General features: G+C 72.7%; 20 protein-coding genes. 13 read left to right on the top strand and 7 right to left on the bottom strand.

What is annotated here, in order from left to right; translation table 11 throughout:
* Positions 1 to 89: 89 nt before the first annotated feature.
* The 3 genes from AAFX79_09435 to AAFX79_09445 all read left to right on the top strand — a co-directional run bounded on the left by AAFX79_09435 (position 90) and on the right by AAFX79_09445 (position 2,440).
* Entirely contained in the window at positions 90 to 770 is a 681-nt protein-coding gene (locus AAFX79_09435) for a GC-type dockerin domain-anchored protein (GenBank protein MEO1008779.1), read from the top strand.
* 230 nt (positions 771 to 1,000) lie between these two features.
* Positions 1,001 to 1,705: a hypothetical protein gene (locus AAFX79_09440; GenBank protein MEO1008780.1), complete on the top strand. Its 705-nt coding sequence runs from the start codon at positions 1,001 to 1,003 to the stop codon at positions 1,703 to 1,705.
* A gap of 42 nt (positions 1,706 to 1,747) precedes the next feature.
* Positions 1,748 to 2,440 carry a GC-type dockerin domain-anchored protein gene (locus tag AAFX79_09445; GenBank protein ID MEO1008781.1) on the top strand — a complete coding sequence of 231 codons (693 nt, stop codon included), beginning with the start codon at positions 1,748 to 1,750 and terminating at the stop codon, positions 2,438 to 2,440.
* A 16-nt stretch (positions 2,441 to 2,456) separates the two neighbouring features.
* On the opposite strand, the gene dnaE is transcribed toward AAFX79_09445, so the two are convergent.
* On the bottom strand, positions 2,457 to 6,497 hold the full coding sequence (gene dnaE / locus AAFX79_09450) for a DNA polymerase III subunit alpha (protein MEO1008782.1): 4,041 nt from the start codon (positions 6,495 to 6,497) through the stop codon (positions 2,457 to 2,459).
* Positions 6,498 to 6,868: 371 nt separating this feature from the next.
* On the opposite strand from dnaE, the gene AAFX79_09455 reads away from it, so the two are divergent.
* The 3 genes from AAFX79_09455 to AAFX79_09465 all read left to right on the top strand — a co-directional run bounded on the left by AAFX79_09455 (position 6,869) and on the right by AAFX79_09465 (position 8,910).
* Complete coding sequence (locus tag AAFX79_09455) at positions 6,869 to 7,576, top strand: hypothetical protein (GenBank protein ID MEO1008783.1); 708 nt, start codon at positions 6,869 to 6,871, stop codon at positions 7,574 to 7,576.
* Between the two features lie 280 nt (positions 7,577 to 7,856).
* Positions 7,857 to 8,534 (top strand): hypothetical protein, encoded by a 678-nt coding sequence (locus AAFX79_09460; GenBank protein ID MEO1008784.1) that lies wholly within the window; start codon positions 7,857 to 7,859, stop codon positions 8,532 to 8,534.
* Positions 8,535 to 8,574: 40 nt separating this feature from the next.
* Positions 8,575 to 8,910: a hypothetical protein gene (locus AAFX79_09465; protein ID MEO1008785.1), complete on the top strand. Its 336-nt coding sequence runs from the start codon at positions 8,575 to 8,577 to the stop codon at positions 8,908 to 8,910.
* Between the two features lie 23 nt (positions 8,911 to 8,933).
* On the opposite strand, the gene AAFX79_09470 is transcribed toward AAFX79_09465, so the two are convergent.
* The 4 genes from AAFX79_09470 to AAFX79_09485 are packed head-to-tail and all read right to left on the bottom strand — an operon-like array spanning position 8,934 to position 14,168.
* The gene (locus AAFX79_09470; GenBank protein MEO1008786.1) at positions 8,934 to 9,875 is read right to left on the bottom strand and encodes an aminotransferase class IV; all 942 of its coding nucleotides are present in this window, start codon (positions 9,873 to 9,875) and stop codon (positions 8,934 to 8,936) included.
* Positions 9,832 to 10,737: a serine protease gene (locus AAFX79_09475; GenBank protein ID MEO1008787.1), complete on the bottom strand. Its 906-nt coding sequence runs from the start codon at positions 10,735 to 10,737 to the stop codon at positions 9,832 to 9,834. Before AAFX79_09475 ends, AAFX79_09470 begins: the two co-directional genes overlap by 44 nt.
* Entirely contained in the window at positions 10,734 to 12,461 is a 1,728-nt protein-coding gene (locus AAFX79_09480) for a SpoIIE family protein phosphatase (GenBank protein ID MEO1008788.1), read from the bottom strand. Before AAFX79_09480 ends, AAFX79_09475 begins: the two co-directional genes overlap by 4 nt.
* 27 nt (positions 12,462 to 12,488) lie before the next feature.
* The gene (locus AAFX79_09485; GenBank protein MEO1008789.1) at positions 12,489 to 14,168 is read right to left on the bottom strand and encodes a hypothetical protein; all 1,680 of its coding nucleotides are present in this window, start codon (positions 14,166 to 14,168) and stop codon (positions 12,489 to 12,491) included.
* Positions 14,169 to 14,551: 383 nt separating this feature from the next.
* Here AAFX79_09485 and AAFX79_09490 point away from each other — a divergent pair, with 383 nt between their 5' ends.
* From AAFX79_09490 to AAFX79_09515, 6 genes are all read left to right on the top strand, one after another.
* Positions 14,552 to 15,202, top strand: a complete 651-nt coding sequence (locus tag AAFX79_09490; GenBank protein MEO1008790.1) for an OmpH family outer membrane protein — start codon at positions 14,552 to 14,554, stop codon at positions 15,200 to 15,202.
* A 59-nt stretch (positions 15,203 to 15,261) separates the two neighbouring features.
* Positions 15,262 to 16,335 carry a UDP-3-O-(3-hydroxymyristoyl)glucosamine N-acyltransferase gene (lpxD, locus tag AAFX79_09495; GenBank protein MEO1008791.1) on the top strand — a complete coding sequence of 358 codons (1,074 nt, stop codon included), beginning with the start codon at positions 15,262 to 15,264 and terminating at the stop codon, positions 16,333 to 16,335.
* Positions 16,332 to 17,189, top strand: a complete 858-nt coding sequence (locus tag AAFX79_09500; GenBank protein ID MEO1008792.1) for a UDP-3-O-acyl-N-acetylglucosamine deacetylase — start codon at positions 16,332 to 16,334, stop codon at positions 17,187 to 17,189. The genes lpxD and AAFX79_09500 overlap by 4 nt, the downstream gene beginning before the upstream one ends.
* Before the next feature lie 257 nt (positions 17,190 to 17,446).
* Complete coding sequence (locus tag AAFX79_09505) at positions 17,447 to 18,025, top strand: hypothetical protein (protein ID MEO1008793.1); 579 nt, start codon at positions 17,447 to 17,449, stop codon at positions 18,023 to 18,025.
* Positions 17,970 to 18,728, top strand: coding sequence for a prepilin-type N-terminal cleavage/methylation domain-containing protein (locus AAFX79_09510; GenBank protein MEO1008794.1), 759 nt, complete (start codon positions 17,970 to 17,972; stop codon positions 18,726 to 18,728). Before AAFX79_09505 ends, AAFX79_09510 begins: the two co-directional genes overlap by 56 nt.
* 21 nt (positions 18,729 to 18,749) lie before the next feature.
* Positions 18,750 to 19,553: a hypothetical protein gene (locus AAFX79_09515; GenBank protein ID MEO1008795.1), complete on the top strand. Its 804-nt coding sequence runs from the start codon at positions 18,750 to 18,752 to the stop codon at positions 19,551 to 19,553.
* A 149-nt stretch (positions 19,554 to 19,702) separates the two neighbouring features.
* On the opposite strand, the gene AAFX79_09520 is transcribed toward AAFX79_09515, so the two are convergent.
* Positions 19,703 to 23,932, bottom strand: a complete 4,230-nt coding sequence (locus AAFX79_09520) for a PQQ-binding-like beta-propeller repeat protein (GenBank protein MEO1008796.1) — start codon at positions 23,930 to 23,932, stop codon at positions 19,703 to 19,705.
* A gap of 294 nt (positions 23,933 to 24,226) precedes the next feature.
* On the opposite strand from AAFX79_09520, the gene AAFX79_09525 reads away from it, so the two are divergent.
* Positions 24,227 to 24,709, top strand: a complete 483-nt coding sequence (locus AAFX79_09525; GenBank protein ID MEO1008797.1) for a DUF5658 family protein — start codon at positions 24,227 to 24,229, stop codon at positions 24,707 to 24,709.
* A 131-nt stretch (positions 24,710 to 24,840) separates the two neighbouring features.
* On the opposite strand, the gene AAFX79_09530 is transcribed toward AAFX79_09525, so the two are convergent.
* Positions 24,841 to 25,836 carry an aspartate carbamoyltransferase catalytic subunit gene (locus AAFX79_09530; protein MEO1008798.1) on the bottom strand — a complete coding sequence of 332 codons (996 nt, stop codon included), beginning with the start codon at positions 25,834 to 25,836 and terminating at the stop codon, positions 24,841 to 24,843.
* Positions 25,837 to 25,860 lie beyond the last annotated feature (24 nt).

Genomic DNA, 25,860 nt, shown 5'->3' on the forward strand with positions numbered 1-25,860 from the left:
GCGGGCCCCTGCAACGCCGGTGGGCGTACGGGCATATCCCTAGACGGACGTGCGACCTCTTCTGCACGTCCGTCTCTTGGGAGAAAGCCATGCAAAGAACGATCTGCCTGCTCGCCACGCTGGGCCTCGCCGCCGCCGCGAACGCCCAGACGCTCCGCATCACGCCGGATGAGCCCCTGACCATCCGCTTCCGGTGCCCGGCCGACGCGACGCCGACGCCCGACATGTTCAACGTGCTGTTCGGCATCACCGAGGCCGGCGGCACCGGCCTCCGCGTCGCGGAGCTGTTCGACGAGGGGACGCTGCTCGGCACCCACAGCCAGGCCCTGTTCGGCGGCGTCGTCGGGGGGCTGTCGCTCAACCCCGGCATCACTTTCCGCACGGCCAGCTCGCCCTACACCTTCTTCGATGCCGGCGTCATCGACATGAGCACGCTCATCGACGGCACCGAGGACGGCGTGGTCATCTGGACCATCGCCAGCGGCTTCCTCGAGTTCGACACCGCCAACCTGCGCTTCGACTGGGGCCAGGGCCTCAGCCCGTCCTCCTACCGCGGCGCCAACCCGGACTGCACGGTCATCGAGGTCTTCGTCGGCAACCCGTGCCGGGCCGATTTCGACGGCGACGGCGAACTCACCATCTTCGACTTCCTCGCCTTCCAGAACGCGTTCGATTCGGGCGACCTGGCGGCCGACTTCGACGGCGACGGCGACCTGACCATCTTCGACTTCCTCGAGTTCCAGAACGAGTTCGACGCCGGCTGCGACTAGGCATACGACGCCATACCGACGGACAACGTGCGCACGGGGCCGCCATCGCTGGCGGCCCCGTTGTCGTTGCGCGGCGAACGCATGTTCGTGAGAAGTACGCAATTCCGTATAGCGAACGAACACCAAAAATTTAGGTTGACACCACACCTAAGACCCTGTAGCTTCGCAACATCGAGCGAGCCACGGAGTCGCTCGAAGGACCACTGGACACACGCAGGGAGATGCACACGATGGCCCGCACGCACCGCTCGATCGCGGCCGCCGCCCTGCTCGGGATCACCGCCGCCGCGTGCGCCGACAACGTCCGCCGCATCACGCCGAGCGAACCAATGACCATCCGCTTCAGCGTCGAGCCCGGCGTCATGCCGCTGCCCGATACGCTCGTCGTGCACCTTGGCGCCGCGATCGCCGGCGCGCCCGGCACGGGCGCCCGCACCGCCCGGCTCGTCGCGCGCAACCTGCTGCCCGGCGGCACGCACGCCACCGACATCCAGGGCGATGTCACCGGGCCGCTCGACCTCGATCCCGGCATCACCTTCCGCACGCCGGACTCGATCTACGCCGTACTGAACCCCGGCATCGTCGACCTCACCGGCCTGTACGACGGCACGCCGGGCGCGGAGATCCGCTTCCAGATCGAGACGGGCACGCTCGACGTCGACCTCGACGACGTCCGCATCGAGTGGGGCAGCGCGACCGCGCCGGACGCCATCGACTCCGCGCCCATCCAGCCGGTCATCTACGAGATCTTCGTCGGCCGGTGCCCCTGCTACGCCGACTTCGATTGCAACGGCCGGCTCGACCTGCTCGACTGGCTCGCCTTCCTCAACGCCTTCGAGCGGCTCGAGTTCCGCGCCGACTGCGACGGCTGCGGCGAGGTCACCATCTTCGATTTCCTCTGCTTCCAGGATCGGTTCCTTGCCGGATGCCCATAGCGACGACCACCACCACGCACACGAACACGGAGAAAGAACACCATGAAGATCGCAACGACCGCCGCCCTGCTGCTGGCCACGGCAACCGCGAGCCAGGCCGACAACGTCCGCCGCATCACGCCCGATGACCCGATGACCATCCGATTCCGCGTCGATCCGGGCGTCACGCCAACGCCCGACACGCTCGTCGTGCACCTCGGCACCACCATCGCCGGCGACCCCGGCACCGGTACGCGATTCGCCTTCCTGCGTGAGAACGGTCGCTCGCTCGGCGATGCCCAGTCCACCGACGCGTTCGGCGACGTCGTTGGCGAGATCGAACTGAACCCCGGCGTGACATTCCGGACCGCGAGTTCGCCCTACATGCTGCTCGATCCGGGCGAAGTCGACCTCACGGATCTGATCGCGGGCACCGAATTTGGCAGCATCCGAATCGACATCACCACCGGCTTCCTGGAGGTTGATCTCGACGACGTCCGCATCGAGTGGGGCGTCGCCACCGGCGTCAACGCGATCGACCCAGCCGCGCTGCAGCCCGAGATCACCGAGATCTTCGTCGGCTCGCCCTGCTACGCCGACTTCGACCGCAGCGGCGAGCTCGACGTGTTCGACTTCCTGGCGTACCTCACCGCATTCCAGCTCGGCGACTACCGCGCCGACTGCGATGGCTGCGGCAGCCTCGACATCTTCGACTATCTCTGCTTCCTGACGTCGTTCGACCGCGGCTGCCCGTAACGTCGCTGTACGCGACCTAGCCGCGGCGCGCCCGGCCGTTGCCGCCCGGGCGGCGGTCGCGCTGCATGTCCACCGCCACGCCGCCGAACAGCCGTACCGCCCGCGGACCCAGCACGCCCTCGGCCGCCCGCACGAACTCGGGCTCCAGGCGGATCATCCGAGGCCGCACCGAGCGGATGGTCTCGTGCCGCTCGCCGACGCACACGACGATCTCGAGCGGCGCGTGCGGCACGAGCGCGCCCTGGGCCGCGTCGTCCTTCGCGAAGGCGTGCGACCCCGCGATCTCGTGCAGCGCACCCAGCGCCCGCATGCCCGAGCCGTTCAGGAAGCTGTCCCGCACGTACGCCCGCAGCGTGCCCTGCTCCAGCGGCACGGCGTCGATCGGCGTCAGCTGCTCCACGATGATCTGCGCATCGCCCCGCGAGCGATCGACGCGGCCCAGCACGAACTTGGGGCCGTCGTCCTCCAGGAGGTGGCCGTAACTCTGGTACGCGTCGGTAAACAGCACCGCGTCGGCCGTGCCGGTCGCATCCTCGATCGTCAGGATCGCCATCCGCTGGCCCGCGCTGCGGCCGTTGCGGGCCGTCAGCGTGCGGGCCGACTGCACCATCGCCCCCACGACTACCCGCTGCTGCGGCTGCAGGTGCTCGATCTCGGCCAGCTCGTGCGTGCCGAACGCCCGGATCCACGACGCCCACTGCTGCAGCGGGTGGCTCGACACGTAGAAGCCCAGCGTCTCCTTCTCCTGCCGCAGCAGCTCGGCCTCGGGCCAGGGCTCGACGCCCGCGAGCGCCGGCGTCGGCGCGTCGGCCTCGTCGCCCCCGCCGAACAGCCCGCCCTGGCCCGCCGCACGATCCTGCGCCGCCCGCTGCCCCGCCGACACCGCCGCCTCGATCGACGCCACGAGCGCCGCCCGCGCGTCCCGGCCGTGCACGCCGTCGAACGCGCCCGCCTTTATGAGCGCCTCGATGGTCGCCTTGTTGACGCTCCGCAGCGGCACCCGCTCGCAGAAATCGAATAGATCCCGGTAGGGCCGCACGCCCTCCTCGTCCGTGCGTGCGCGGACGATGCCCTCGATCGCGCCCGCGCCGGCACCCTTGATCGCCTTCATGCCGAAGCGGATGTGCCCGTGCCGCGCGTCCCGCGGCTCGCCGTCGGCGAACACCACCTCGAAGTCCTCGCCCGACAGGTTGATGTCGGGCGGCGCTACGTCGATGCCCGTTCGCACCGCCTCCCCGGTGGCCGGGTCGATCGTCCGCGTCCGCTTGCAGTCCTCGAGGTAGGGCAGCCAGTCCGCGACCTTCTGCGCCTGGCTCTCGTAGCTCAGGAACGCCGCCATGTACGGCGCCGGGAAGTACGTCTTGAGGTAGGCCGTCTGGTACGCCACGATGGCGTAGCCCGTGCTGTGGCTCTTGTTGAAGCCGTAGCCCGCGAACTTGAGGATCAGCTCGAACAGCTCCTCCGCGTCGCCCTTCGCCAGCCCCTGCTGCTGCGCACCCTCGACGAACTTGGGCCGCTCGGCGTTGATGATCTTCGCCTTCTTCTTGCTGATGGCCTTGATCAGCGAGTACGCCGCCCGGAGCGGGATGCCGCCCAGCTCGTGGACGATCTGCATCACCTGCTCCTGGTACACCATCACGCCGTAGGTCTCGGCCGTGAACCGATCGACAATCGGGTGCACCTTCGGCACCGCCTCCTGCCCGTGCTTGCGCTTGTTGTACGCCGGGATCAGGTCCATCGGTCCGGGCCGGAACAGCGCATTGGCGGCGATGAGATCCTCAAGGCGGTCGGGCTTCATCTCCATCAGCAAGCGACGCATGCCGCCCGACTCGAACTGGAACACGCCCGTCGCATCGCCCCGCGCGAACAACGCGAACACCCGCGGATCGACCATCTCCAGCCGCTCGAGATCCAGCGGGTGGGGCCCGCCGTCGCCCTTCTCCCGGCCCACCGCGGCGTAGATCGCCTCCTCGTCCATCGCGCCGCGGATGAGCGCCTTGGCCCGCTCGACGACGCTCAGCGTCCGGAGGCCCAGGAAGTCCATCTTGAGCAGGCCGATCTTCTCGCAGGTCGGCCCGTCCCACTGCGTGATGATCTCGTCCTCGCCGCCGTTGCTCTGCTTGTAGAGCGGCACCAGCTCGTGCAGCGGCCGCGTCGCGACGATCACGCCCGCCGCGTGCACGCTGGCGTGCCGCGCCTGCCCCTCGATCACCCGGGCGTTGTCGATCAGCCTCCGCACGTCGTCGGCCGACGCGTGCTGCTCGCCCGGCAGCGCATCGTTCAGCTTCGCGATCGCCTCCCGCTTGCCCGCGACGACGTCCGCGAACTCGGGCTCGGCCTTCTCGGCCTTCTCCAGCGTCATGCCGACCTGCTCGGGGATCAGCTTCGCCAGCCGATCCGCCACGGGCAGGCTGACGGCGTGCACCCGCGCCACGTCGCGGATCGCGGCCCGGGCCTTCAGCGTCCCGAAGGTGATGATCTGCGCCACGTGTCCGTACTTCTCGCGGACGTAGCGGATGACGTCGCCCCGGCCGTCCTGGCACAGGTCGATGTCGATGTCCGGATATTCGCTGCGGTCCGGGTCGGTGAACCGCTCGAAGAGCAGCCCGTACTTCACGGGGCACGCATTGGACAGGCCCAGCACGTAGCCCGCCATCGTGCCCACGCCCGAGCCGCGGGCCAGCGCCGGGATGCCCCGGGCACGACCCCAGTTCACGAAGTCCCACACGATCAGGAAGTACGCGCTGATCGACTTGTCGGCCAGGATGCCGAGCTCGCGATTCAGCCGCGCCCACTTGTCGAAGCCGTCCGCGTCCGCCGCGCCGCCGCGCGCCGCGTCGGCGGCCTCGTCACCCTCCGCCAGCGCGTGGCGGTGCTCCAGGATCGACGGCCCGTAGCGCCACACCATGCCGCCCTCGGCCAGCAGCCGCAGCGCCGCGTCGCAGTTGGCCTTGAGCTCCTCGGGGTCGACCGCGCCCCCGGTCGCCGGCTCCAGCTCGAAGCGGGCGCAGTACGCCTTGTACCACGCCGTCAAGTCGCCGCCGAACTCGGCATCGTCGTGCGGCGGCAGCTCCTCGGGCGTCCCCACCACGACCACCGGCGCGTGGTTCTCGCCGATGGGCAGCTCGACATCGCACCGCGCCGCGATCCGCAGCGTGTTGTCGCAGGCCTCGGCGCCCACCTCGCCGTACTCGCCCTCGAACAGCTCGCGCATCTGCTGCGAGCTCTTGACGTACAGCTCGGGCGTGTACTTCAGCCGCTCGGCGTCGTGCTTGTTCTTGCCCATCGAGATGCAGATGAGCGTGTCGTGCGCGTCGTGGTCCTCCGCCCGCAGGAAGTGGGCGTCGTTGTCGCACACTACCGGCACGCCGTGCTCCTGCGCGAGCTCGATGATCCGTGGATTGATCGACACCTGCTCGGCCACGTGGTGCTGCAGCTCGCAGTAGAAGCGCGGCCCCGTGCCCTCGTCGGCGAACACCCGCTTGTGCCACGCGACGCTCTCGCGGGCGGCCTCCAGGTCGGCCTTGTCCTTCGAGCGAACGTACCGCAGCAGGTGCTCGCCCAGCTCGCTGCCCAGGTGGCCGTTGATCGCAATCAGCCCGCTGCTGTGCGCTTCGAGCAGGTCGCGATCGATCCGCGGCTTGTAGTAGAACCCAGTCAGGAACGCCTCGCTGCACAGCAGCATCAGGTTGTTCCAGCCCGTGATGTTCTCGGCCAGCAGCACCAGGTGGTACCCGCCGTCGCTGACGCCCGTATAGGTGCGGTCCTGCCGCGGACGCCCGGGCGGGCACACGTACGCCTCGACGCCCAGGATGGGACGCACGCCCCGCGCCCGGCAGGCCTCGTAGAACGCCACCGCGCCGAACACGTTGCCGTGGTCGGTCACCGCGCACGCGGGCATGCCCAGCTCGGCCACCCGGTCCGCCAGGCGATCGATGCGGTTGCCGCCGTCCAGCAGCGAGTACTCGGTGTGCAGGTGCAGGTGGACGAACCCGCTGCCGAGCCCCCCCAGGATCCGCTCCGCGTGCTCCCCGTCCGCCCCCGGCCGCTCCGCCATCGCACCCCTCCGAATCCGGCATCCTGCCGCCGTACGGACCATAGCTCTCGGCGGACCCGCCACGGCCCGCGAACCGCTCGTCCGCCGACCGCGTGCGGCGCTCCGATCATGTTCCGATAACCCAACCACGACGACCCGTAACAGCCGCACAACGCGAATTTCCTTCAAACTTGGTTGAATCCGCATGGCCGCCACGACCGGCATCGGGTAGGGTTTGTCTCGGTCAGTGCCGGATCTGCGTGCATTCCGCCCGCAGCAAGGGACGCAGGCCGGCGCGAGTCAATGGCGGGTGGGGGCCCGCTGGCCGCGTGTCGCTACGAATCGGAGAGGCCGGAGTGCGGGGACAGGGGAGCCCCGAGGGAGAGTTGAAGATGCGTTCCAAGTTCCTTGCCGCCACCGCGGTGGCGTCGCTGGCCGCGACCGCGTCCGCCGACACCGTGATGATGAAGTTCGCCGGACCCGTCTCGGGCCGCGGCATCACCGTCAACGTCAACGGCACCGCCGACACGGTCTTCGCGGGCCTGCTCTCGCACCAGATCACCTCGGGCACGGGCGCCGGCGCATCGCTGGTCGGCTCGCTCGAGAGCTACTGCATCGACGTGCTCGAGCCGCTGTCGTTCTCGGAGTTCGAGTTCGATCTCGCCGAGCTGACCGACGCGCCGGTCACGCCGCCGCCGCCCGCGCCGCCGACGGCCACCATCAACCAGGCCCAGGCCGACGCCATCGCACGGCTGTACACCGCCGCCGCGGGCGCCCAGTTCGGGAGCAACGCAGACTTCAACGCCGCCTTCCAGATCACGCTCTGGGAGATCGTCAACGACTTCGACACCGCCAGCTCCACGCTGAGCCTCACGGCCGGCGACTTCCAGGCCGGCGGCCTGAACACCATCACCACGGGCTTCGTCGGCGATCTCTTCGCCGCCGCCACCAGCGACTCGATCGGCCTGACCCCGGGCCTCCGCGCCCTCACGAGCCTCACCCAGCAGGACCAGATCTTCCAGATCGTCATCCCGCTGCCGACCACCGCGGGCCTGGCCGCCGTCGGCCTGGCCGCCATCGGCCTCCGCCGCCGCCGCTGAACCGAGTCCCCCGCGCGACACTTCCCGGACCCTACACACGCCCGCCACGAGCGGGCGTTCTCGTTGCGCCCCCCATCCTTCCGGCCCAGGTCGCATAACCCCGATCAACTACGCTAATCTGCTGATTTACAAACACTTATGACTGGACGACCCCAGCCCCGCGGGTAAGCTAGCAGCCAGGGGAGAGGTGGCCCGTGCCGCCGGTGGTGCACCAGTCGCCGCCGGCATGTGCGGGCCGCAGGACACGCCGCAGAGAGAGGGTTCCGACATGCGCTCGATCATGCCCGCCGCCGTTGTTGCGCTGGCCGCCGCCACGGCCTCCGCAGACACCGTCGACATGAAGTTCGTCGGCACCGGCGCAGGCCGGGGCGTCCGCGTCTACTTCGATGGCGCCAATCACAACCTCTTTGCGGGCCAGCTGAACCATCGCATCGTGAACAGCTCGGGCCCCGACGCCCCGGGCGTTGGCAACCTGACCACCTACTGCATCGACATCTGGGAGTCGGTCAACGGCGGCGTCCGCACCTTCGAGGTCGTCGACATCGACGAGGCCCCGATCTCGCCCTCCCGGCCCACGCTCAATGGGGCGCAGGCCGACGCCCTGGGCCGCCTGTTCACGTTCTCCAACCGCCGCCACGAGCTGAACAACCGCAGCTACAACGCCGCCTTCCAGATCGCCCTCTGGGAGATCATGATCGACCTGCAGCAGGAGGGCGACGACCTCGACGCCGAGGCCGGCCTCTTCCGCGCCAGCAACCTGACCTCCAGCACCCGCACGCACCTCGCCTCGATGCTCGATGCCGCCGGCGACGGCGATGTCGCGATCGCAACCAACCTGACGGCCCTGGCCGCCCTCGGCGTGCAGGATCAGGTCTACCAGGTCATCATCCCACTGCCGACCACCGCGGGACTCGCCGCCGTCGGCCTGGCCGCCGTCGGCCTCCGCCGCCGCCGCTAGGCCGTCCATCGACTCGATCCGCCCGGCGTAGCCTGTCTGCGTGCAGCCACGCAGGCAGGTCTACTACCCCGGCCTGGGAACGACCCAGTCGCTCGGCCCCTGGGCCCGCGTCAAGGCGGCGCTCGTCGCCGCGCTGGCGCTGGCCATCGCCGTCATCGTGGTCGCCGGCGGTCTCGCGCTTGCCATCGTGCTGCTGCCGATCGTCCTCGTCGCCGGCCTCGTCGGATGGCTCATCATCCGCCGCAAGATCGCCCGCCTGCAGCGCGAACTCCGGGGCGATGCGGGCGGCGACATGCCCGACGACCCAAACGACGCCTCCGCCGGCCGCGAGAACGTCCGCATCCGGCGGCCGAACGCCGCCGGCCCCCACGACTGAACGAAGCCCGATCGACGTCCGATCTACCCGGCTCCGTCCGCGCCGCGGAGCAACTCGCCGAGCTGCCGCGTCACCGGCCCGACGCCTCCCGAGCCGATCTCGCGGGACTCGACCCGCGTGATCGGCAGCACGCCGAAGCTCGCATTGGTGCAGAACACCTCGTCGGCGTCCAGCACGTCGTCGATCGAGACCAGCCGCCGCTCGATCGCGAGCCCCTCCTCGGCCGCCAGCTCCAGCAGCGTCGCCCGCGTCACGCCCGGCAGCACCGGGCTGGGCAGCGCGGGCCTGGACGCCGCGGCCACCTCCTCCTCACCCCGCGCGATGGGCGTCACCAGCGCACCATCCCGCACCGCGAAGGCGTTGCTTACACAGCCTCCGCACAGGTGGTTGGTCACCGAGAACACCAGCGCCTCGGACGCGCCCCGTCCCAGCGCCGCCTGCAGCTCCCGCAGACGCCACCAGTAGTTCAGCGTCTTGTGGCCCGCCGTCGGATCGAACGGGCTGACCTTTGCGTCGGCGAGCACCGCCAACCCCCCGCGCTCGAACAGCTCCTCGGGGTACTCGGTGGCCCGCTGCGCCAGGATCGCGATGGTCGGCGTCGGCGCGGCCGCCCCCACCCGCTCGCCCACCCGACGCACCAGGTCCAGGTCGCCGCCGGTCACCGTCAGCCGGACGCGGGCCGCATCATGGTCGGCGTGCTCCAGATGCGCCCGGGCCGTGTGCTCGACGGCCTCGGCGAGCGGATCGGCCCGCAGCGACGTGCTCAGCTGCAGCTCCCGCGCCGATTCGACCAGCCGCCGCACGTGCGCATCGACGCGGACGACCCGCACGCCGTCGGCCTCCCGCCGCGCCGTCATGGTCTCGAAGAGCCCGACGGCGTGCATGAAGCCCGCGTCGGTGAGCGCCACCCGCGCCGCGGGATCATCGAGGCTCCGCAGTTCGCCGTTGAGGAAGACCGTCGCCATCGAGCACCAGCGTAGCCGACGCGGCCGCCGGCTCCCCCGTGATCTCGTCCGCGGTCAGCAGCCTCGGGCCGTCGACGCCGCTCGGCAGGTCGTCGAGCGCACCGGCGGCGGCGAGGTGCGCCTGCGCGGGCAGGTCGTGCACCACGATCGCCCGCCCCCGCGCAAACAGCGTGCGATGCTCGATCCGACCCAGCACGATGCCCACCACCCGAGGCACGCCCACCCCATCGCGGACCACCACCGGCCCGCCCGACGCGCCCCCCAGCTTGGTCCACGCCGAGGCCATCCGCAGGTACCGCACGGGCCCCTCCTCGGTCCGCCACGCCCGCACGTCGGGCGCATCGGTCCGCAGCACGAAGGGGTCCCGCGCGAAGGGCTCCTCGGCGCTCGCCGGCGTCGTCGGGAAGCCGACCAGCAGCACCTCGTCGAGCGAGACCACCCCCGACGCCAGCGACGCCTGCCGCGCCGGCAGGTGGTCGATCGCCCCGCCGAGCCGCAGCAACGCCCAGTCGCCCTCGCGCACGGGCTCGCCGCCGCCCTGCACGATGACCTCGATGGGCGCCACCACGCCCCGCGGCCGATCCGGATCCACCAGCACCAGCGCCTGCGCCGCGCCCTCGGGCACGACGTGCGCCGCGGTGAGCAGCCAGCGATCCGACACCAGCACGCCCGAGCCCGAGCCCCGCTCGCCCGCCCCGAACACGTCCACGCTTACCGGCGTGCAACCGAACTCCCGCTCCGCCCGCGCGGGCCACGGCACGCGGACGGCCGTCTCCTCCAGCCCCGACACCACGCAGCCCGGCGGCGCCACCAGCACGCACAGAAGCGCGCACAGAAGCACCGGCAGCCGCACACGCCTCACGACCGCACCCGCAGCACCACAAGCGTCTGGTCGTCGGGCATCCGCGCCCCCGCGGCGAAGCGACGCACGCCGCCCACCAGCTCGTGCACCAGGGCCGATGCGGCGATGTCGGGCCGCTCCCGAAGCGCCGCGAGCACCGCCTCGGCCACCCGCGGGCGACCGTAGCGCTCCTCGTCGCCCCGCCGCGCATCGCTCAGCCCGTCGGTGAACACCGCCAGCGAGTCGCCGGGCGACAGCGGCAGCCTGCCTTCGGAAAACACCTGCGCCGGCAGCACCCCCGCCAGCATGCCGCCGGTCCGCAATTCCTCGATGCGGTGCACCGGCCCGCCGGCATCGGTCCCTGCGCCCGTGCTGCGCACCAGCAAGGGCGGATCGTGCCCCGCGCTCGCGAACACCAACTCCCGCCGCTCCGGGCAGGCAACCCCGTACCACAGCGTCACGAATTCGTTGGGCATCGTGTCGCGGCACAGGTCGTCGTTGACCGCCGCCAGCACCCGCGACGGCGCGGGGTCTTGCGATGCGTGCGCCCGCAGGCTGGCGCGGACGTGGCTCATCAGCAGCGCGGCGGCCACGCCCTTGCCCACCACGTCGCCCACCACGATGCCGATGCGGCGGGCCTCGGGCGGCCGATCGGCATCGAGCTCCACGAAGTCGTAGAAGTCGCCGCTCAGCTCGAGGCTCGGCTCCCAGCTCGCCGCCACGTCGAAGAGCGCAGACTCGGGCGGTCCCGCCGGCAGCATCCGCCGCTGCACGTCGCCGGCCAGCATTAGCTGCCGCTGCAGCTGCCGCCGCTCCCGCTGCTGGCGGAGCAGCCGCGCCTGGCCGATCGCCACCGCCGCCTGGTGCGCGATCGTCCGCAGCACGCGGATCTCATCGGGCGCAAACGCCCGCGGCTCCCGCCCGTACAGCCGGATCACGCCCAGCGGCCGGTCCTGGAAGACCATGCCCGCCTGCAGCGCACACCGCAGCCCCTCGTCGCGGACCCGATCCTTGAGCTGCACCCGCGCGTCGGCCTGCAGATCGGGCACCGCCACGACCTCGCCCGCGAGCGCCAGCCGATCGAACTCCCGGTCGAACGACAGCGGCAGCGGGCTGGCCAGCCACGCCGCCGACAGGTTGCGGCTCACGCGGTGCTCCACGTCCCGCTCGAGCGCCTCGAGCGCCCCGCCACCGGCCTGCGGCAGCAGCACGATCGAGCCCGCCGACAACCCCAGCAGCTCGATCGCCGACTCGAGCGCGATGCCCAGCACGTCGTCCACGCTCTCGGCCCGCGCCAGCAGGGCGCTCAGCCGCTGCGTCGCCGCGAGCGCCCGCAGCCGGGCGCGCAGCTCCAGCTCCCGATCGCACACCTGGTCCGCGATGTCCACCATCAGCGCCACGGCGTGCTCGATCTCGACCGCCAGCGGGCCCTCGGTCGCCGGCGAGCGACCCACGTGCACCCAGCCGATGACGTCGCCCCTCGCGCGCACGGGCACCGCGAAGGCCCGCTCGGCCGCCAGCTCCGCGGCCGATGGCGTGCGATCCGCCACGCGCCACGCCAGCGAGCCCTCCCGCGCCGGCTCGATCTGCCGGCCCTGCGCATCGATGAGCCGCACGCTGGAGCCCAAAAGGCCCCCCAGCGTCTCGCACAGCTGCACGAAGCCGCCGTCGCTCAGGAAGTCGGTGATGGACGGCCGCGCCGCGTCTTCGGAGCGGGCCGCCTGTTCGGTCGCCGAGTCAGCCATGCACGCCGCCGCCCTCCCGCGGGCCCGCTAGCGGCCCGGTCCGCCCGCGGCCGCGGGCTGCAGCCACACGCCCCGCAGCAGCGGCACCAGCGGATCCCGCCGACCCTCGACGCCGTCCGCGAGCCGATCGAGCCCCACGCGCACCGCGATCGCGTCGCCCGACTGGAAGCCGACGTAGGCCAGCAGCATCGCGCTCTCCCGCGGAAGCTTCCGCCGTGATTCGCCGCGGAGCTGCGCGAGCATCCGGCTCTTCGCCGCGGCGATGCGATCGCTCCGCGGCAGCAACCCGTCTTCGTACCGCGCACCCACGAACTCGGGGTAGGCCAGCAGGAAGGATCGCAGGTTCACCGAGGCCGACAGATCGAGCCCCGCGCCCAGCTGCGCATGCACGCGGCCGACCAGCGCGATCGGATCCTCGGGCCGCGCCGCCAGCGCCATCGTGAAGCGCTGCTCGGCCTCGAAGTACCGCGCCTCGCCCATCAGCGCCTTGGCCCGCACCACGTGCAGCTCGTACTCCGAGGCCGAATCCAGCTCGGGCGACGGCGCCGTAACCACCCCCGTGCCCTGTCGGAGGGTCTCCAGCAGCGCCTCCCAGTCGGCGACCGTGCCCGCCGCCGCCTGCGCCTGCGTGGGAGGCAGCGGCGCCCGCGCCGCCTCGGCCGGATCCAGCGCCGACCGGAGCGCGGTGGGATCGTCCTCGGCTTCACCCTGGGCGGGCTCCGGCGTCGCCGGGAACCCCGGCAGCGCCGATGGATCCTCTTCGTCCCCCTGGGGCACGAATTCGCGCTGCAGCGCCCGCCGGAGCGCCTCGATGCGGTCCTCGAACGAGCCCAGCGGGCGGTCGGCCTGGCCCTCGCGATCGCCCTCGGCGCCGGCGCGAGCCTGCTCGTACGCGTCCAGCCGGACCCGGAGGTCCAGCTGCGTCTCGCTCATGTCGCGGTCGTCTTCGGAATCCTCCTCGCCGCCCAGCCGCAGGCTCGGCGCCCGCGCGGGATTGACCTCCTCCGGCTCGTCCTCGCCCGCCTCGGCATCGCCAACCAGTTGCTCGCGGGCCAGCCCGCGCAGCGGCGAGGCGACGAGCCCCAGCGTCCGGCCGTCCTCGCTCTCGGCCATCATCAACATCGCCGGCGACAGGCTCCGGCCGCTCACGAAGCTGCTGGTGGAGCGCAGCGACGTGCCCGCCAGCGGGTAGAGCAGCTCCTCGGGATCGGCCTCGCGCAGCCCGGGCTGGGCATTGCTCATGCTCACCGCCAGCTGCGTGCGCAGCTCGGGCGTGAGCCGGTCGCCCGTCCGCGAGGTCAGCAGCGAGCCGCGGAGGTTCCGCGGCGGACGGTTGCCCACCGTCAGCGCGAGCTGGAACTGCAGCGCCTCGGTCCCGCGGATGCCCGCCCCCGCCAGCCCGCTGGTAAACGCGTCGCGGCGGAAGGTGAACAGGTCGTCGGACCCCACGAACTCGCGGAACTCGAAGGTGTCCTCGAAGCCCACGTCGCCGCGGAACGACAGCCCGTTGGGCGCGTTGCCCGTCACGATGGCGTTCCGCAGCCGCAACTCGGACTGGAAGTCCCGCACCGGCACATTCAGCCCCCCGCTGCCCCGCAGCAGGTTGCGATCCAGCCGCCGGCCGTCGCCCAGCGCCGTCTGCCCGTACGCCGCGGGCGCGCCCGCCAGGCTCGCCGCGACGATCGCGATCAGTGCCCTCCGCGTCATGCTGCACCCTCCGGCTCTCGAGCGGGCCGGCCTCAACCAGGGCCATACCCAAACAAGATTCTGACAATCCTAGGCTCCGAGGCCGCCCGTTGGACGCCCCCGCACGCCATGTACGACATCGGCCGCCCGCGGGGTTCGATGCCCCGCGGCCGCGCCCAACCCCTTGCCGAGCCGCACGATCCGCCGATCGGTCGTCCTATAACGGGCCCGCCCGGAGCCCGGTCCGGGCGCATCTCCATCGGGAGTACAATCCCGGTCGATTGCGCCCGCTCCGACGCATTCGCGCGGCCCGCCGAATCCCGGCGGAGCCGAGATTCGCGGCGGGCGACGCCAACCGGCCGCGGAGCGGCCGCGAGACCCAGACGCAGGAGGCTCATAGCGCCATGCAGCACTTTCGCCAGAAGCTCGTCCTGGCCGCGATTGCGGCGTTGATGCTCGGCATGGGGCTGGGCGGCGCCCGGCCCGTCGCGGGCGCCGTCGAGCGGATGCTCGCCCAGCCCACGCCCGTCGCCACGGTCGACCTCTTCCTGGTCATCGACGGCCTCGACGAGTTCCGCCAGCAGCGCCAGCAACTCGAGTCCCGCCGTGATGGCATCCAGGCCCTGATCCAGCAGCTGACCACCGAGATCGAGGACAAGGCCGGCGACCTCGAGAAGCTCGACCCCCAGAGCGACGCCTTCGACGAGGGCCGCCGCGAGCTCCGCATGCTGCAGGCCACCCGTGACACCCGGGCCCAGGTGCTCCAGCAGAACCTCGCCGAGGACAACGCCCGGGCCCTCAAGGAGCTCTACGAGAAGACGCTCACCGCCGTCGACCAGGTCGCCGAGCGCGACGGCTGGCAGATCGTCGTCCACACGGGCCAGCAAAAGGGCGTGCCGCGCAACCCCGGCGTGCCCGCCAACCAGGCGGTGCTGTTTGTCGAGGATTGGATCCAATCCCGCCGAGTGATCTACAGCAACGACAGCGTGGACATCACCCAGAGCGTGGTGCGGCTGATGAACAACCAGTTCGCCGCCGGCCCCGTGCAGCCCTGAGCCCCACTCCCCTGCAACGCAAGACCCTCCCCAGCCGCCCAGCGAGGACAGACGTGCCCATGCCCACCGCCTCGGCCACACCGCAGCAGCCCGCTCGCACCGAGGCGCCGGCGACCACCGGCACGCTCGCCACCATGCTCGACGCCCGGCTGGTCGGACCCGACGACATCCCGCTAGCCGACATCGCCGGCCTGGACAAGGCCACCGCCGGCGCCCTCACCTTCATCCGCGATAGCCGCTACGCCAAGCAGTGGCCCCAATCCAGCGCGTCGGCGGCCCTGGTCAGCGAGGGCGTCGAGGTCCCGGGCCACGATCCCTCCGATCGCGCCCTGCTCTTCGTGCCCGACGCCGACCGCGCCCTCCAGGCGCTGCTCCAGGCCTTCAGCGAGCGGGCCGCCCCGCCCCGCCCCGAATCCGACGAGAGCAACAGCTCGGTGATCCACCCCTCGGCCAACATCCACCCCACCGCCACCATCGGGCCCATGTGCGTCATCGAGGCGGGCGCCAGCGTCGGCGCCGACGCCGTCCTCGCCGCCCGCGTGAGCATCGGCGCGGGCGCCCGCGTGGGCGCGGGCTCGCTGCTGCAGGCCAACGTGTCGGTGCTGCACGGCTGCACCATCGGCGAGCGCTGCGTGCTGCACCCGGGCGTGGTCATCGGGGCCGATGGCTTCGGCTACCTGCCCGGACCCGACGGGCCCATCAAGATTCCCCACCTCGGCTCGGTCGTCGTCGAGGACGACGTCGAGATCGGGGCCAACACCTGCATCGATCGCGGCAAGCTGGGCGATACCCGCATCGGCGGGCACACCAAGATCGACAACCTCTGCCAGATCGGCCACAACTGCGACATCGGCCGCTCCTGCGTCATCTGCGGCTGCTGCGGCGTCTCGGGTTCGGTCACGCTGGGCGACGGCGTCACCCTCGCCGGCGGCGTCGGCATCGGCGACGGCATCACCATCGGCCCCGGCGCCACCGTCGGCGCCCGCAGCGGCGTGATGAACGACATCCCCGCCGGCGAGACCTGGCTGGGCTACCCCGCCGCCCCCGCCCGCGAGACCGCGGCCAACATGGCCCAGTTCCGCACGCTCGCCCGCACGCTCCGCGAGATCCGCAAGCGGCTGCCCGACGCGTGATCCCACGACGCACCCTCGCGGCACCCGCCACCGTGACGGGCCGCGGCTTGTTCACCGGCGCGGCCGCGGCGGCCAGCCTGCTGCCCGCGCGACCGGGTGAGGGCGTCGCGCTCGCGCACGCCGATGGCGGCCCCCGCATCCCCGCGACCATCGCCTACCTCGACCCGCGGCCGCTGCACCCGATCTTCGCGCAGGCCGGCGCACGCAGCACCAACCTCGCCGCCGGCGACGCCCGCATCGCAACCGTGGAGCACCTGCTCTCCGCATTGCACGCCCTGGGCATCACCGACGCGCTCGTCGAGTTCGACGGCCCCGAGCTGCCCATCCTCGACGGCTCCGCCGCGGACTTCTCCGACGCTATCGATGCAGCGGGCGTCCGCGAGCTCGGCGAGGCCCTCGAACCGATCACGCCCGGCGACACCATCGCCCTCGAACGCGACGGCGCACGCATCGAGGCGACCCCCCGCGCCGAGCCCGGGTGGTCGGTGGCCTACGAGCTGGACTACGGCCCCGCCGCGCCCATCTCGCCGCAGCGCGCCGACTGGGACGGCACGCCCGGGGCCTACGCCCGCACCATCGCGCCCGCGCGGACGTTCTGTCTCGACGCCGAAGCGCGCGCGATGCGCGACGCCGGCCTATTCGAGCACCTGACGCCGCGGGACATGCTCGTCATCGGCGCCGGCGGCCCGATCGACAACGCGTACCGCCTGCCCAATGAGTGCGCCGCCCACAAGCTGCTCGACGTCGTGGGGGATCTCGCGCTCGCCGGACGGCCGATCCAGGCCGACATCCGCGCCAGCCGCTCGGGCCATGCGCTCAACCACGAGCTGGCGGCCGCGCTCGCCGCCCTCTAGCGACCACGCCCGTGCGCCATCTGCCCGCGGTGATGCGTTGCCGCCTTGCCCACGGTGCAGCGTGGCGTAGATTCTCCCGATAGCCCCCGCGACCCATCGCGAGCCCCCGTTTCGCCGCCCCCGCCGATGCCGAACCCGAGCCTCGCGGGCCGGCACCGCACGCGTCGAGGCCGCAGGACACGAGGGGCATCATGGATACGAGCACACCGGCACGGAACACCCCGCGGGTAACGGGCATCCCCCTGAGGCGACTAAACTTGCGTGGCACGATCAGGCTGGCGGTCGCCCTGGCGGGCATCGCCATGATTGGGGGCTGCGTTGACCAGGCACGCGTCGAGGACGAGGTCGGCCGGGCTCGCGAGGGCCTGCACGCCCTGCGTGCGAGCCTCGATGCGCGCGAGCGTGCGCTCCGCGATGCGCTGGCGGATCCGCAGGCCCCGCCCGCAGCCGCCGACCTCTGGCGGGCCGAGCTCGGCACCATCTCGGCCCAGCGTCGCGCCGCCGACGAGGCCATCCGAGCCGCCGACGACTACGCCGACGATCCGGCCGGCGGGGTCGTCACCCGCACGGTCGGCACCGTCGCGCCCCTCGTGCCGGAGCCCTATCGCCTGCCGCTTGTCCTCGGGGCGGGCGCCATCGCGGCCCTCGCACGGGGCGTGCAGCTCCGCCGCGCCGGCCGCGCCATCGCCCGCGGCGTCCAGCGGGCGCTCGACGCCGACCCCCAACTCGCCGAGCGCTTCGGCCAGCAGGCGGCGGTCGTCCGAGGCGAGCAGTCCGCCCTTGCGCAGCGGCTCGTCGACGAGGCGACCGGACGACGCACGCCGCGCCCGATCTGATGCGCAGCCGCGCACCGCGCACGCGTCGCGGCGGGGCTTCACGCTCATCGAGCTGCTGGTGGTCATCGGCGTGATCGTGGTGCTCATCGGCATCCTGGTGCCGACGCTCAGCGGCGCCCGCGAGAGCGCCCGCCGCACGCGCTGCCTCGTCAACCTCCAGCAGATCGGCGTGGGCACCCAGCTCTACATGGACTCGGAGAGCCAGGGCGTGCTGCCCATCGTCCGGCCGTTCCAGGGCGGCGTGCCCGGCGGCGGCAGCGACCCCACGCTCCTCGAGATCCTCCAGGACTACGTGGACTCGCCCATCCCCCGCCGGTCCTCGCCCGACGAGGATTTCATCCTGGGCGCGGATTCGTGCTACCGCTGCCCGTCGGATCGCGGCGGCAGCGACGGCCCGTTGTGGGCCACCGCGGGCGTCAGCTACGAGTATCTGCCCGGGCTGATCATGACCGGCACCGAGTTGTTCTTCGCCGTCGAGAGCCCGCTGGTCGAGCGGACGGTGACCCGCGCCATCGAGCTGCAGGCCGAGGGCGGCCGGCCGCTGCCGATGCTCGAGGACGCCGACGACTGGCACACGGGCCGCGCGACCGGCCGCCCCCGCAACGCCGTCTACTTCCCGGGCATGAGCGCCGACTGGTCCCGCAACTACGACACCGATCTGGACGATCTATTCGGCAGCATCGGCCGGATCCTGGGGCGCTAGCCCCGACGAGGGAGGCACCACGTGGCCGCACTGCACGACGAGATGCAGCAGACGCTGGGCCGGCTGGGCGGACGAAGGCCCAGCATCCGCGCGCTCCGCGAGCGGGTCGCCGACTTCGAAGAGCGGACCCTTCGCAACCCCGAGCGGCTGCGTGCCCTCGCGCGGCGGGGCTGGCCCTTCGCGGCCGCGGGCGTGCTCGCCGCGGGCGTCGCCGCGTTCTTCGTGCTGCGGCCCACGCCGGTGCCCGACTACGAGGACGCGCCCATCGACACGCTGATGAGCTTCACGCTGCTCCAGGCCGAGTTCAATCGGCTGCCCATCGAGCGGCGACTCGAGCTGGTTGGCATGCTCGTGAGCCGGCTGGAGGGCATGAGCGGCAGCGACTCGCTGCTGCTGGCCGCCTTCGCGGGCTCCATCCGCGGCGAGGCCCGCGAGCAGCTCGAAGAGAACGCCAGCCGCCTGGCGATCGACCTGTGGGATTCGCTCGCCGTCGAGTACGAGACGGTCGCGCTCGATGATCGCGAAGCCTTCCTGGCCGACGCGTTCGTGCGTTTCGAGCAGGCCACCGAGGTCATGTCGGGCAACGTCCGCGACCGCGACCCCGAGGAGCGGCTCCGCCGAGGCCGCGCCCAGGCCAAGCGCGACCAGGAGATGATGCGCAGCGGCAACGGCCCGCCCTCCCGCGTCGCCGGCCGCCTCTTCGACGTGATGAGCAACGACATCGGTGGCCACGCGACACCCCTGCAGCGGCAGAGGGGTCACCAGCTGATGCGGGACATGACCCGCTTCCTCCGCGGCCAGGACATCGCCACGGGCGGGGGTTAATGCCGGCGCCGGCCGCGCCGCTCATGCCCGATGCGGGACGCGATAGGGCGAACACTTCTGTCCAGAGGACCACGGGCCTGACCATCGTGCGCCTCGACACGCCGACGACGAGCACGCGGGCGTCCGGCGAACCCTGGCTGGACTAAACGCTAGCGGCCCATCTCCAGCACCACCGTCGAGCGATCGGTCGAGATGAGCGCGTAGCCGTCGACGAGCCAGGCGTCCCGCGGCGTGCCCACCAGCCGGATGGGCCGCGAGCCGGTGATCTTGGCCGACAGCGTGTCGATCGTCGAGACGACGTACTCGGGCAGCCCGCCCGCCATCGACCGGGCGATCTGCGGCACGATGAGCACGCGATCCTGGCCCAGCGCGGGCGGGGCCTTGGTGTCTCGGCGGACGCCCGTCCGGCGGAGCGCATCGCGGCCGACGATCTCGCCGCCCTCGTCGATCAGCGTGACGCCCGAGGAGGTGAGCGCCACCAGCCCGCCGGGACCGACGCCCGGGTTGCGCGGGCCCACGCGGGGCACCTCGCCATCTCCCAGCACGAGCGCCGCGGGCGTGCCGAGGAACGCACCGGTGGCCAGGTCGGCCACGGCCAGCTCGCTCGTCGTAGGGCCGAACACCGCGAGCCGATCGCCGACGATCCAGCCGTAGGCGGCGTCGAGCGCCGGCCCCGCCACCGAGCGCCAGCGCACGGGCTCTTCGGAGCGCGCGGGGGCGTGCAGCTCGATGCTCGAGACCAGCCCGAGCGCGACCGAGCCGTCATCGGCGGCCGCGATCCACCGGGGGACCTCGGCCAGGCCCTCGACGCGATAGGAGATCTCGCCGCTGGCCGGGTCGAGCGCCAGCAGCTCGAAGCTCTCCAGCGTGTCCTCGCGGGGCGAGCCCGGCGGCTCGGTGGTGCCCAGGACCCACGCGCGGCCGCCCGCGACGGCGACGTCCATCGCGGTGCCCAGCTCGGTGCGGCCGACGAAGCGCACCGAGCCGTCGGCGGCATCGAGCAGCAGCAGCAGGCCGTCCCGCCGCGCCGCCAGCACGACGCCGTCGCCCGCCGCGATGATCCAGCTCGCTACGCTCGCGCGGCGGCCGCCCGTGGCGAGCGCCGTCGCCCGCGGCCCGACGCTCACCGTCGGCCGCAACGCGTCGGGGATCAGGTCCTCCAGCGGGCCGCTGTTCCAGCTCTCGGCATCGAGCAGCGCGACCGAGCGGAGCGTGACCGACCCCCGCTCGGGCCAGCTGAACAGCGCCCGCTTCGAGTTCATGTCCAGCAGTGTCGGCGGGCTGGCGGCCTCGAAGCGGGAGGACCACACCAGTTCCAGCGGGCCGGCGGGCTCGGCCTCGAAGGGCTCGCCCTCGATGGGGCCCAGATCGGGCGACACCGCCCAGACGCCCATGCGGTCCTCGCTGGCGAGCACGACGTGCTCGGGCGAGAAGCCCCCCGCCAGCGTGCCCGCCGGCGTCACCAGCCGCCAGCCGCCGAAGTGCTGGCTGACGCCCAGCGGCCGATCGCCCACGCGGGCGGCGCGGACGCGGACCTCGTAGCGACGGCGGAGCTGCTCGAGCGTCTGCGCGTCGCCCTGCGCAATCGGCGACACCGCCGCCAGCTCCGCGACCACGCGGCGTGCGGCGGCGACCTGGTCGAGCGCCAGCAGGCTGCCCGCCAGCGCGGCGCCGATGTCCGCGACGTCGCCGCCGTCCACGGGCCCGCCCGCGGTCCGCAGCAGCCGCGCGGCGTCCAGCGCCCGCCGCCACCGCCGCGCCGCCGCGAGCTGGTCGCCCCGGGCGGCCTCGTGCCGGGCCAGCGTCCGCCACGCGCGGAGCGCCGACGCGGACGCCGGCATCGCGACGGCGATCTCGAGCCGCGCGGCATCCCCCTCCACGCCCGGGGGCAGGGCGTCGAGCGCCGCCAGCATCGCGGCGTCGGCGTCCTCGATGATCGCGTAGCCGTGCACCGGCAGCAGGTTGCGGAGCGTGCGGACCGCGGCGGCGCCCGCCCGCTCCCGCGCCGGGCCCAGCGGCAGCAGCCGCATCCGCTCGTCGGCGAGCATCTCCAGGCACAGCGCGGCCGCCTCGGCGCCGCGGCCCTGGCGATCCCGCAACCCCGCCACCGCCAGCAGCGCCGCGGCCCGCTCGGGCGTGTCGCCCGCGGCCTCCAGCGCCAGCTGCGCGATCGCGTCGGCCAGCTCGCCCGGGGCCTCCAGCTCGGCGCCAGCGGAGAGCCGCTCGACGATCGACAGCAGCGCCGCGAACAGCCGCCCGCGCTCCGCCTGCGCCAGTCGTCGCTCGGCTGGATCTCCACCCGCCAGCGCCTCGAACACGCGGAGCGCCCGCGCCGCCGCCCCGGGCACCTCGTCGAGCACCCGCCGGCGATCGGCCAGCAGCACCAGGCTAACCAGCGACGCCATGTCGCTCGGGTCGCCGCGGAGCCGCTCGCTCAGGGCCGCCGCTGCCGTGTCGGCGTCCATCAGGCTCGCCATCACCGACGTATCCACGACGAGCAGCTGGTCGGCCAGCGGCACCAGCGTGCCGGGCCTGGGCAGGTCGATCGGCTGGGCGACCCGCACGCCGGTCTCGGGATCGAACAGCAGCGCGGCGCGGCCGCTTGGCACCAGCAGCGCATCGCCGGCGGCGACGGCCCGCCCGGTGATCGAGCGGTCGAAGTCCCGCACCTCGCGGATCGTGCCCACCCGCCGCACGCCGTAGCCCCGGAAGACGCCGGGCTCGGCGAATCGGATCGACGATTGGCCGACCATCGCCACGTGCTCGCCCACGCGCACGAGGTAGCCCAGCGGATCCACCGCCGACACGCCCCACACGCCCTCCAGCTCACCCGTCTCGCGATCGAGCCGGAAGTAGGCATCGAGCGGGCCGATGTGCACGATCACCGCATCGTCGATGACGATGGGCTGGCGGACGTTCCACGCCGCGTCGGCGTTGCGGTCGTCGCCCCGCGGCACGGCGTTGAAGCGGCGCAGCCAGATGGGCCGGCCCGTCTGCGCGTCGAAGGCGCCCACGACGCTGAGCGGTTCGTGCCAGTACACCACGCCGTCGTGGACCACGCCGCCCGCGCCGACGTTCTTGCTCGACCGCGACCAGCCGCCGCCCGCGCTGCCCAGCGACCGCGTCCACGCGGGGCGTCCCGTCAGCGCATCGAGGCCCACCAGCGTCGCCTGCACCTGCCGGCCCGCGCCGCGGGCCTCGCGGACGCCGAAGACCACCCGGCCCTCGTCCGCCACCGGGCCGCCGCGGACGACGCCCAGCGCCAGCCCCGCGTCGACGTCGCGGACCCGCGTCCGCCACAGCCGCCGTCCGCTCTCCAGTTCGACGGCCACGATCGCCGGATCGTCGTCGGGCGGCACCGACGTGTGCAGCCCCAGCGAGGCGTACGCCGCGCGATCATCGACCGCCACGATGTTGGGCGACTCGACGCGGATCGACGTCTGCGTGTTCTCGGTGCGGACGGCGCGCAGCGACTCGAGCTCCAGCGGATCGACGGTCTGTGTGACGCGCCAGCGGAGCCGCAGCGAGTGGCGGTCCCACGCCGACAGGCTCGCCGCGTCGTTGAGCAGGATGGTGTCGCCCGCGATGGTCGGCCAGATCCAGAACGGCCCGCCGCGTGGATCGGCCGACTGCGACGGCGGCAGCCCCGAATCCTGCGCCGGCGCCAGGTCGCGGTCGTAGGGCTGCGCCCACAGCGCCCGCGACGGCGGGGAGGGCGGCCGCGCCCCGCCCGCGAGCACGCTCGCCGTGGGCCGCGTCGCCGCCGCCGGGGGCTCGAAGCGCAGCGCCGCGAAGTCGGCCTCGGGCAGCCCCGCCGCGGCGCGCCACGCCGCCGCGCGCTCCCGGATCTCGCCGCCGCCGAGCTGCGCCGCGACCACCGAGAGCAGGTCGGCCGCCGCGCCACCGTCGGCGTGCAGATCGGGGTGGTCCTCGAGCTGGAGCAGCGTGCGCGCGGCGCCGTCGAAGCGCGCAAGCTCGTAGCGGTCCTGGGCGAGTCGCAGCGCCGCCTCGTAGCCCGCCGGCGTCAGCAGGTAGGAGCGCTCGACGGCCTCGATCTCGCCCTGGTCCAGCAGCCGCTGCGCGCGGGCCGAGTACTCGACGCGGTAGCGTTCGAGCAGCCGTGCGCTGCCCAGCATCCGGGCGTGGATCGCCGACCGCACCGACACGAACAGGTCGGCGTCGTCGGCGTGCGGCAGCAGCCGATCGGGCGAATCGTCGAGCAGCGCCTGCAGCGAGCGGACGGCTTCGGCGATGTTGCCCGCGTTGAGCAGCGCGGGCAGCGCCTCGAGCGTGCTCTGGGCCGCCGGAGAGTCGTCCACGTACACCGTGTTCTCGGTCTGGGCGAGTGCGGGCCGCCCGATGAGGGATGCCAGCGCCACGAGGAGAATCCCCGCCGGGGTGAAGCATCGCCGCTCGGGCTGCGTTGGTCGAGTGAGCACGCGGTCCGCCTCTCGCTGAAGGGGTGGCCCCGGGCGTGCCTGCGCGGGGCCCGGAGGCCCCATAAGCGCCGCCGCCAACCCCGTACGCATGGAGCCCTTGGCCTGATCGGCACAGCCCAAATCCTCGGCCAGTCTAACCCGTCCGAGCGGACGCGCGAATGCGTGCCGCCCGCCACGGGGGCTGCACTGGCCCTCGCGCCCCGCCGATGCGAGATCCTCGAGGAGGGGGCTCGCATGATGGCACGCTTGTTCGCACGGGGCCACGCCGACCCGCCTGCGGCCGCCGCTGTCGCGGCGCCCAGGCCGACGTTCTGGGACGCGGTGCGGTGCCCCGAGAGCCGCAGCCGCCGCGTGGCGGTGCTGCTGCTGGCCATCGTCGCGATGAGCATCGCCGACCTGGTCATGACCATCGAGCACATGGTCGGCCCGGGCATGTACGAGAGCAATCCGCTGGCCCGCATGATCCTCGAGTTCGGCACGCCGACCACCCTGGCGATGTTCAAGGCGATGACCACCCTGATCGGGCTCTGGCTGCTGTGGAAGACCCGCCGCAGCAAGGCCGGCGAGATCGGCGCCATCATCTGCCTCGTCGTGCTGACCTGGCTGATGGTCCGCTGGAAGGTCTACAGCGACCAGATGACCTTGCTCACGCCCCGTCTGGCCGAGATCCAGTACGACCTGGGCCAGAACTGGGTCATGTTCCGCGGCGACGAGTAGAGCGCTCCGTCGCGGCCTTCCGGCCGCGGCGCTCGCTCTGGTACGGGCTGGCCGGAGTGAATCCGGCTCGCCTTGGACGGACGCCATCGCCATCCTCGAACCCGGACTGCCTCGGAGCCAATCCGAGTGCGCTACGCCGATCGCGTGACCGACCCGAAGCGCTCCAGGCAGGCCATCCGCACCGGCACGCCCATCGCGACCTGCCGCGAGATGACCGAACGCTGGCTGAGCGCCGCGTCCTCGTCGATCTCCACGCCCAGGTTCGCCGGCCCGGGGTGCATGACGACCGCCCCGGGCTTCATCCGCGCCAGCCGCGGCAGCGTCAGCCCGAAGCGGAGGCGGTAGGCCTCGTCGGCGCCCTCTTCGTCAAGCTCGGTGCGCCCCCGCTCGTGCTGGATCCGCAGCGCCATGACGGCGTCCACGCCCGACAGCCGCTGCTCGAAGTCGTGCTCGGGCTCGCCCCCCACGGTCCGCGCGAGCCGCTCATCGATCCCCGGGCCCGCCACCAGCACCCGCGCGCCCAGCGCCGCCATGCACGGCCCGCTGGACCGCGCCACACGCGAGCGCGCCACGTCGCCGACGATCATCACCGTGAGCCCGCCGAGGTCCAGCGCCCGCCAGCGGTCGCGGCGAGCGTCGCTGGCCGCATCGCACAGCGTGAGCGCATCGAGCAGGCCCTGCGTCGGGTGCTCGGCGTCGCCCGCGCCGGCGTTGAGCACCGGGATCCGCACGGCCGACGCGATCTCGAGCAGGTCGCACTCGCGCCGCGACCGAACCACGAGCCGCGAGACGCCCATCGCCTCGATCGTGCGGGCGGTGTCGGCGAGCGTCTCGCCCTTGCTCAGGGACGAACCCAGCTCGGTCAGCTCGACGAACCGCCCGCCCAGCCGCTGCACCGCGACGGCGAAGCTCAGCCGCGTGCGGGTCGAATCCTCGAAGAACAGCAGCCCGATGATCTGGCCGGTCAGCGACGCGGGCACGCCCGCGGGGTGGCCCGCGAGCACATCGGCGTGGTCGCGGGCGGCCGAGAGCAACTCGCGGAGGTCCTCGGCCGGCAGGTCGGCCAGCCGCAGCAGGTCCTTGCACGGCTGCGCATTCGCGTGCGTGATCGGGCTCGCGTGCGTCACGGCATGGGGTTCCTGTGGGACGCG

The sequence above is a fragment of the Planctomycetota bacterium genome (assembly GCA_039819165.1).
Classification (GTDB): Bacteria; Planctomycetota; Phycisphaerae; order Phycisphaerales; family UBA1924; genus JAHCJI01.

What these genes read in the sequence shown, in the direction of transcription:
- AAFX79_09435 (MEO1008779.1), top strand. Translation starts at nt 90, where the DNA reads ATGCAAAGAACGATCTGCCTGCTCGCCACGCTGGGCCTCGCCGCCGCC.
- AAFX79_09440 (MEO1008780.1), top strand. Translation starts at nt 1,001, where the DNA reads ATGGCCCGCACGCACCGCTCGATCGCGGCCGCCGCCCTGCTCGGGATC.
- AAFX79_09445 (MEO1008781.1), top strand. Translation starts at nt 1,748, where the DNA reads ATGAAGATCGCAACGACCGCCGCCCTGCTGCTGGCCACGGCAACCGCG.
- dnaE (MEO1008782.1), bottom strand. Translation starts at nt 6,497, where the DNA reads ATGGCGGAGCGGCCGGGGGCGGACGGGGAGCACGCGGAGCGGATCCTG.
- AAFX79_09455 (MEO1008783.1), top strand. Translation starts at nt 6,869, where the DNA reads ATGCGTTCCAAGTTCCTTGCCGCCACCGCGGTGGCGTCGCTGGCCGCG.
- AAFX79_09460 (MEO1008784.1), top strand. Translation starts at nt 7,857, where the DNA reads ATGCCCGCCGCCGTTGTTGCGCTGGCCGCCGCCACGGCCTCCGCAGAC.
- AAFX79_09470 (MEO1008786.1), bottom strand. Translation starts at nt 9,875, where the DNA reads ATGGCGACGGTCTTCCTCAACGGCGAACTGCGGAGCCTCGATGATCCC.
- AAFX79_09480 (MEO1008788.1), bottom strand. Translation starts at nt 12,461, where the DNA reads ATGGCTGACTCGGCGACCGAACAGGCGGCCCGCTCCGAAGACGCGGCG.
- AAFX79_09485 (MEO1008789.1), bottom strand. Translation starts at nt 14,168, where the DNA reads ATGACGCGGAGGGCACTGATCGCGATCGTCGCGGCGAGCCTGGCGGGC.
- AAFX79_09490 (MEO1008790.1), top strand. Translation starts at nt 14,552, where the DNA reads ATGCAGCACTTTCGCCAGAAGCTCGTCCTGGCCGCGATTGCGGCGTTG.
- lpxD (MEO1008791.1), top strand. Translation starts at nt 15,262, where the DNA reads ATGCCCACCGCCTCGGCCACACCGCAGCAGCCCGCTCGCACCGAGGCG.
- AAFX79_09525 (MEO1008797.1), top strand. Translation starts at nt 24,227, where the DNA reads ATGATGGCACGCTTGTTCGCACGGGGCCACGCCGACCCGCCTGCGGCC.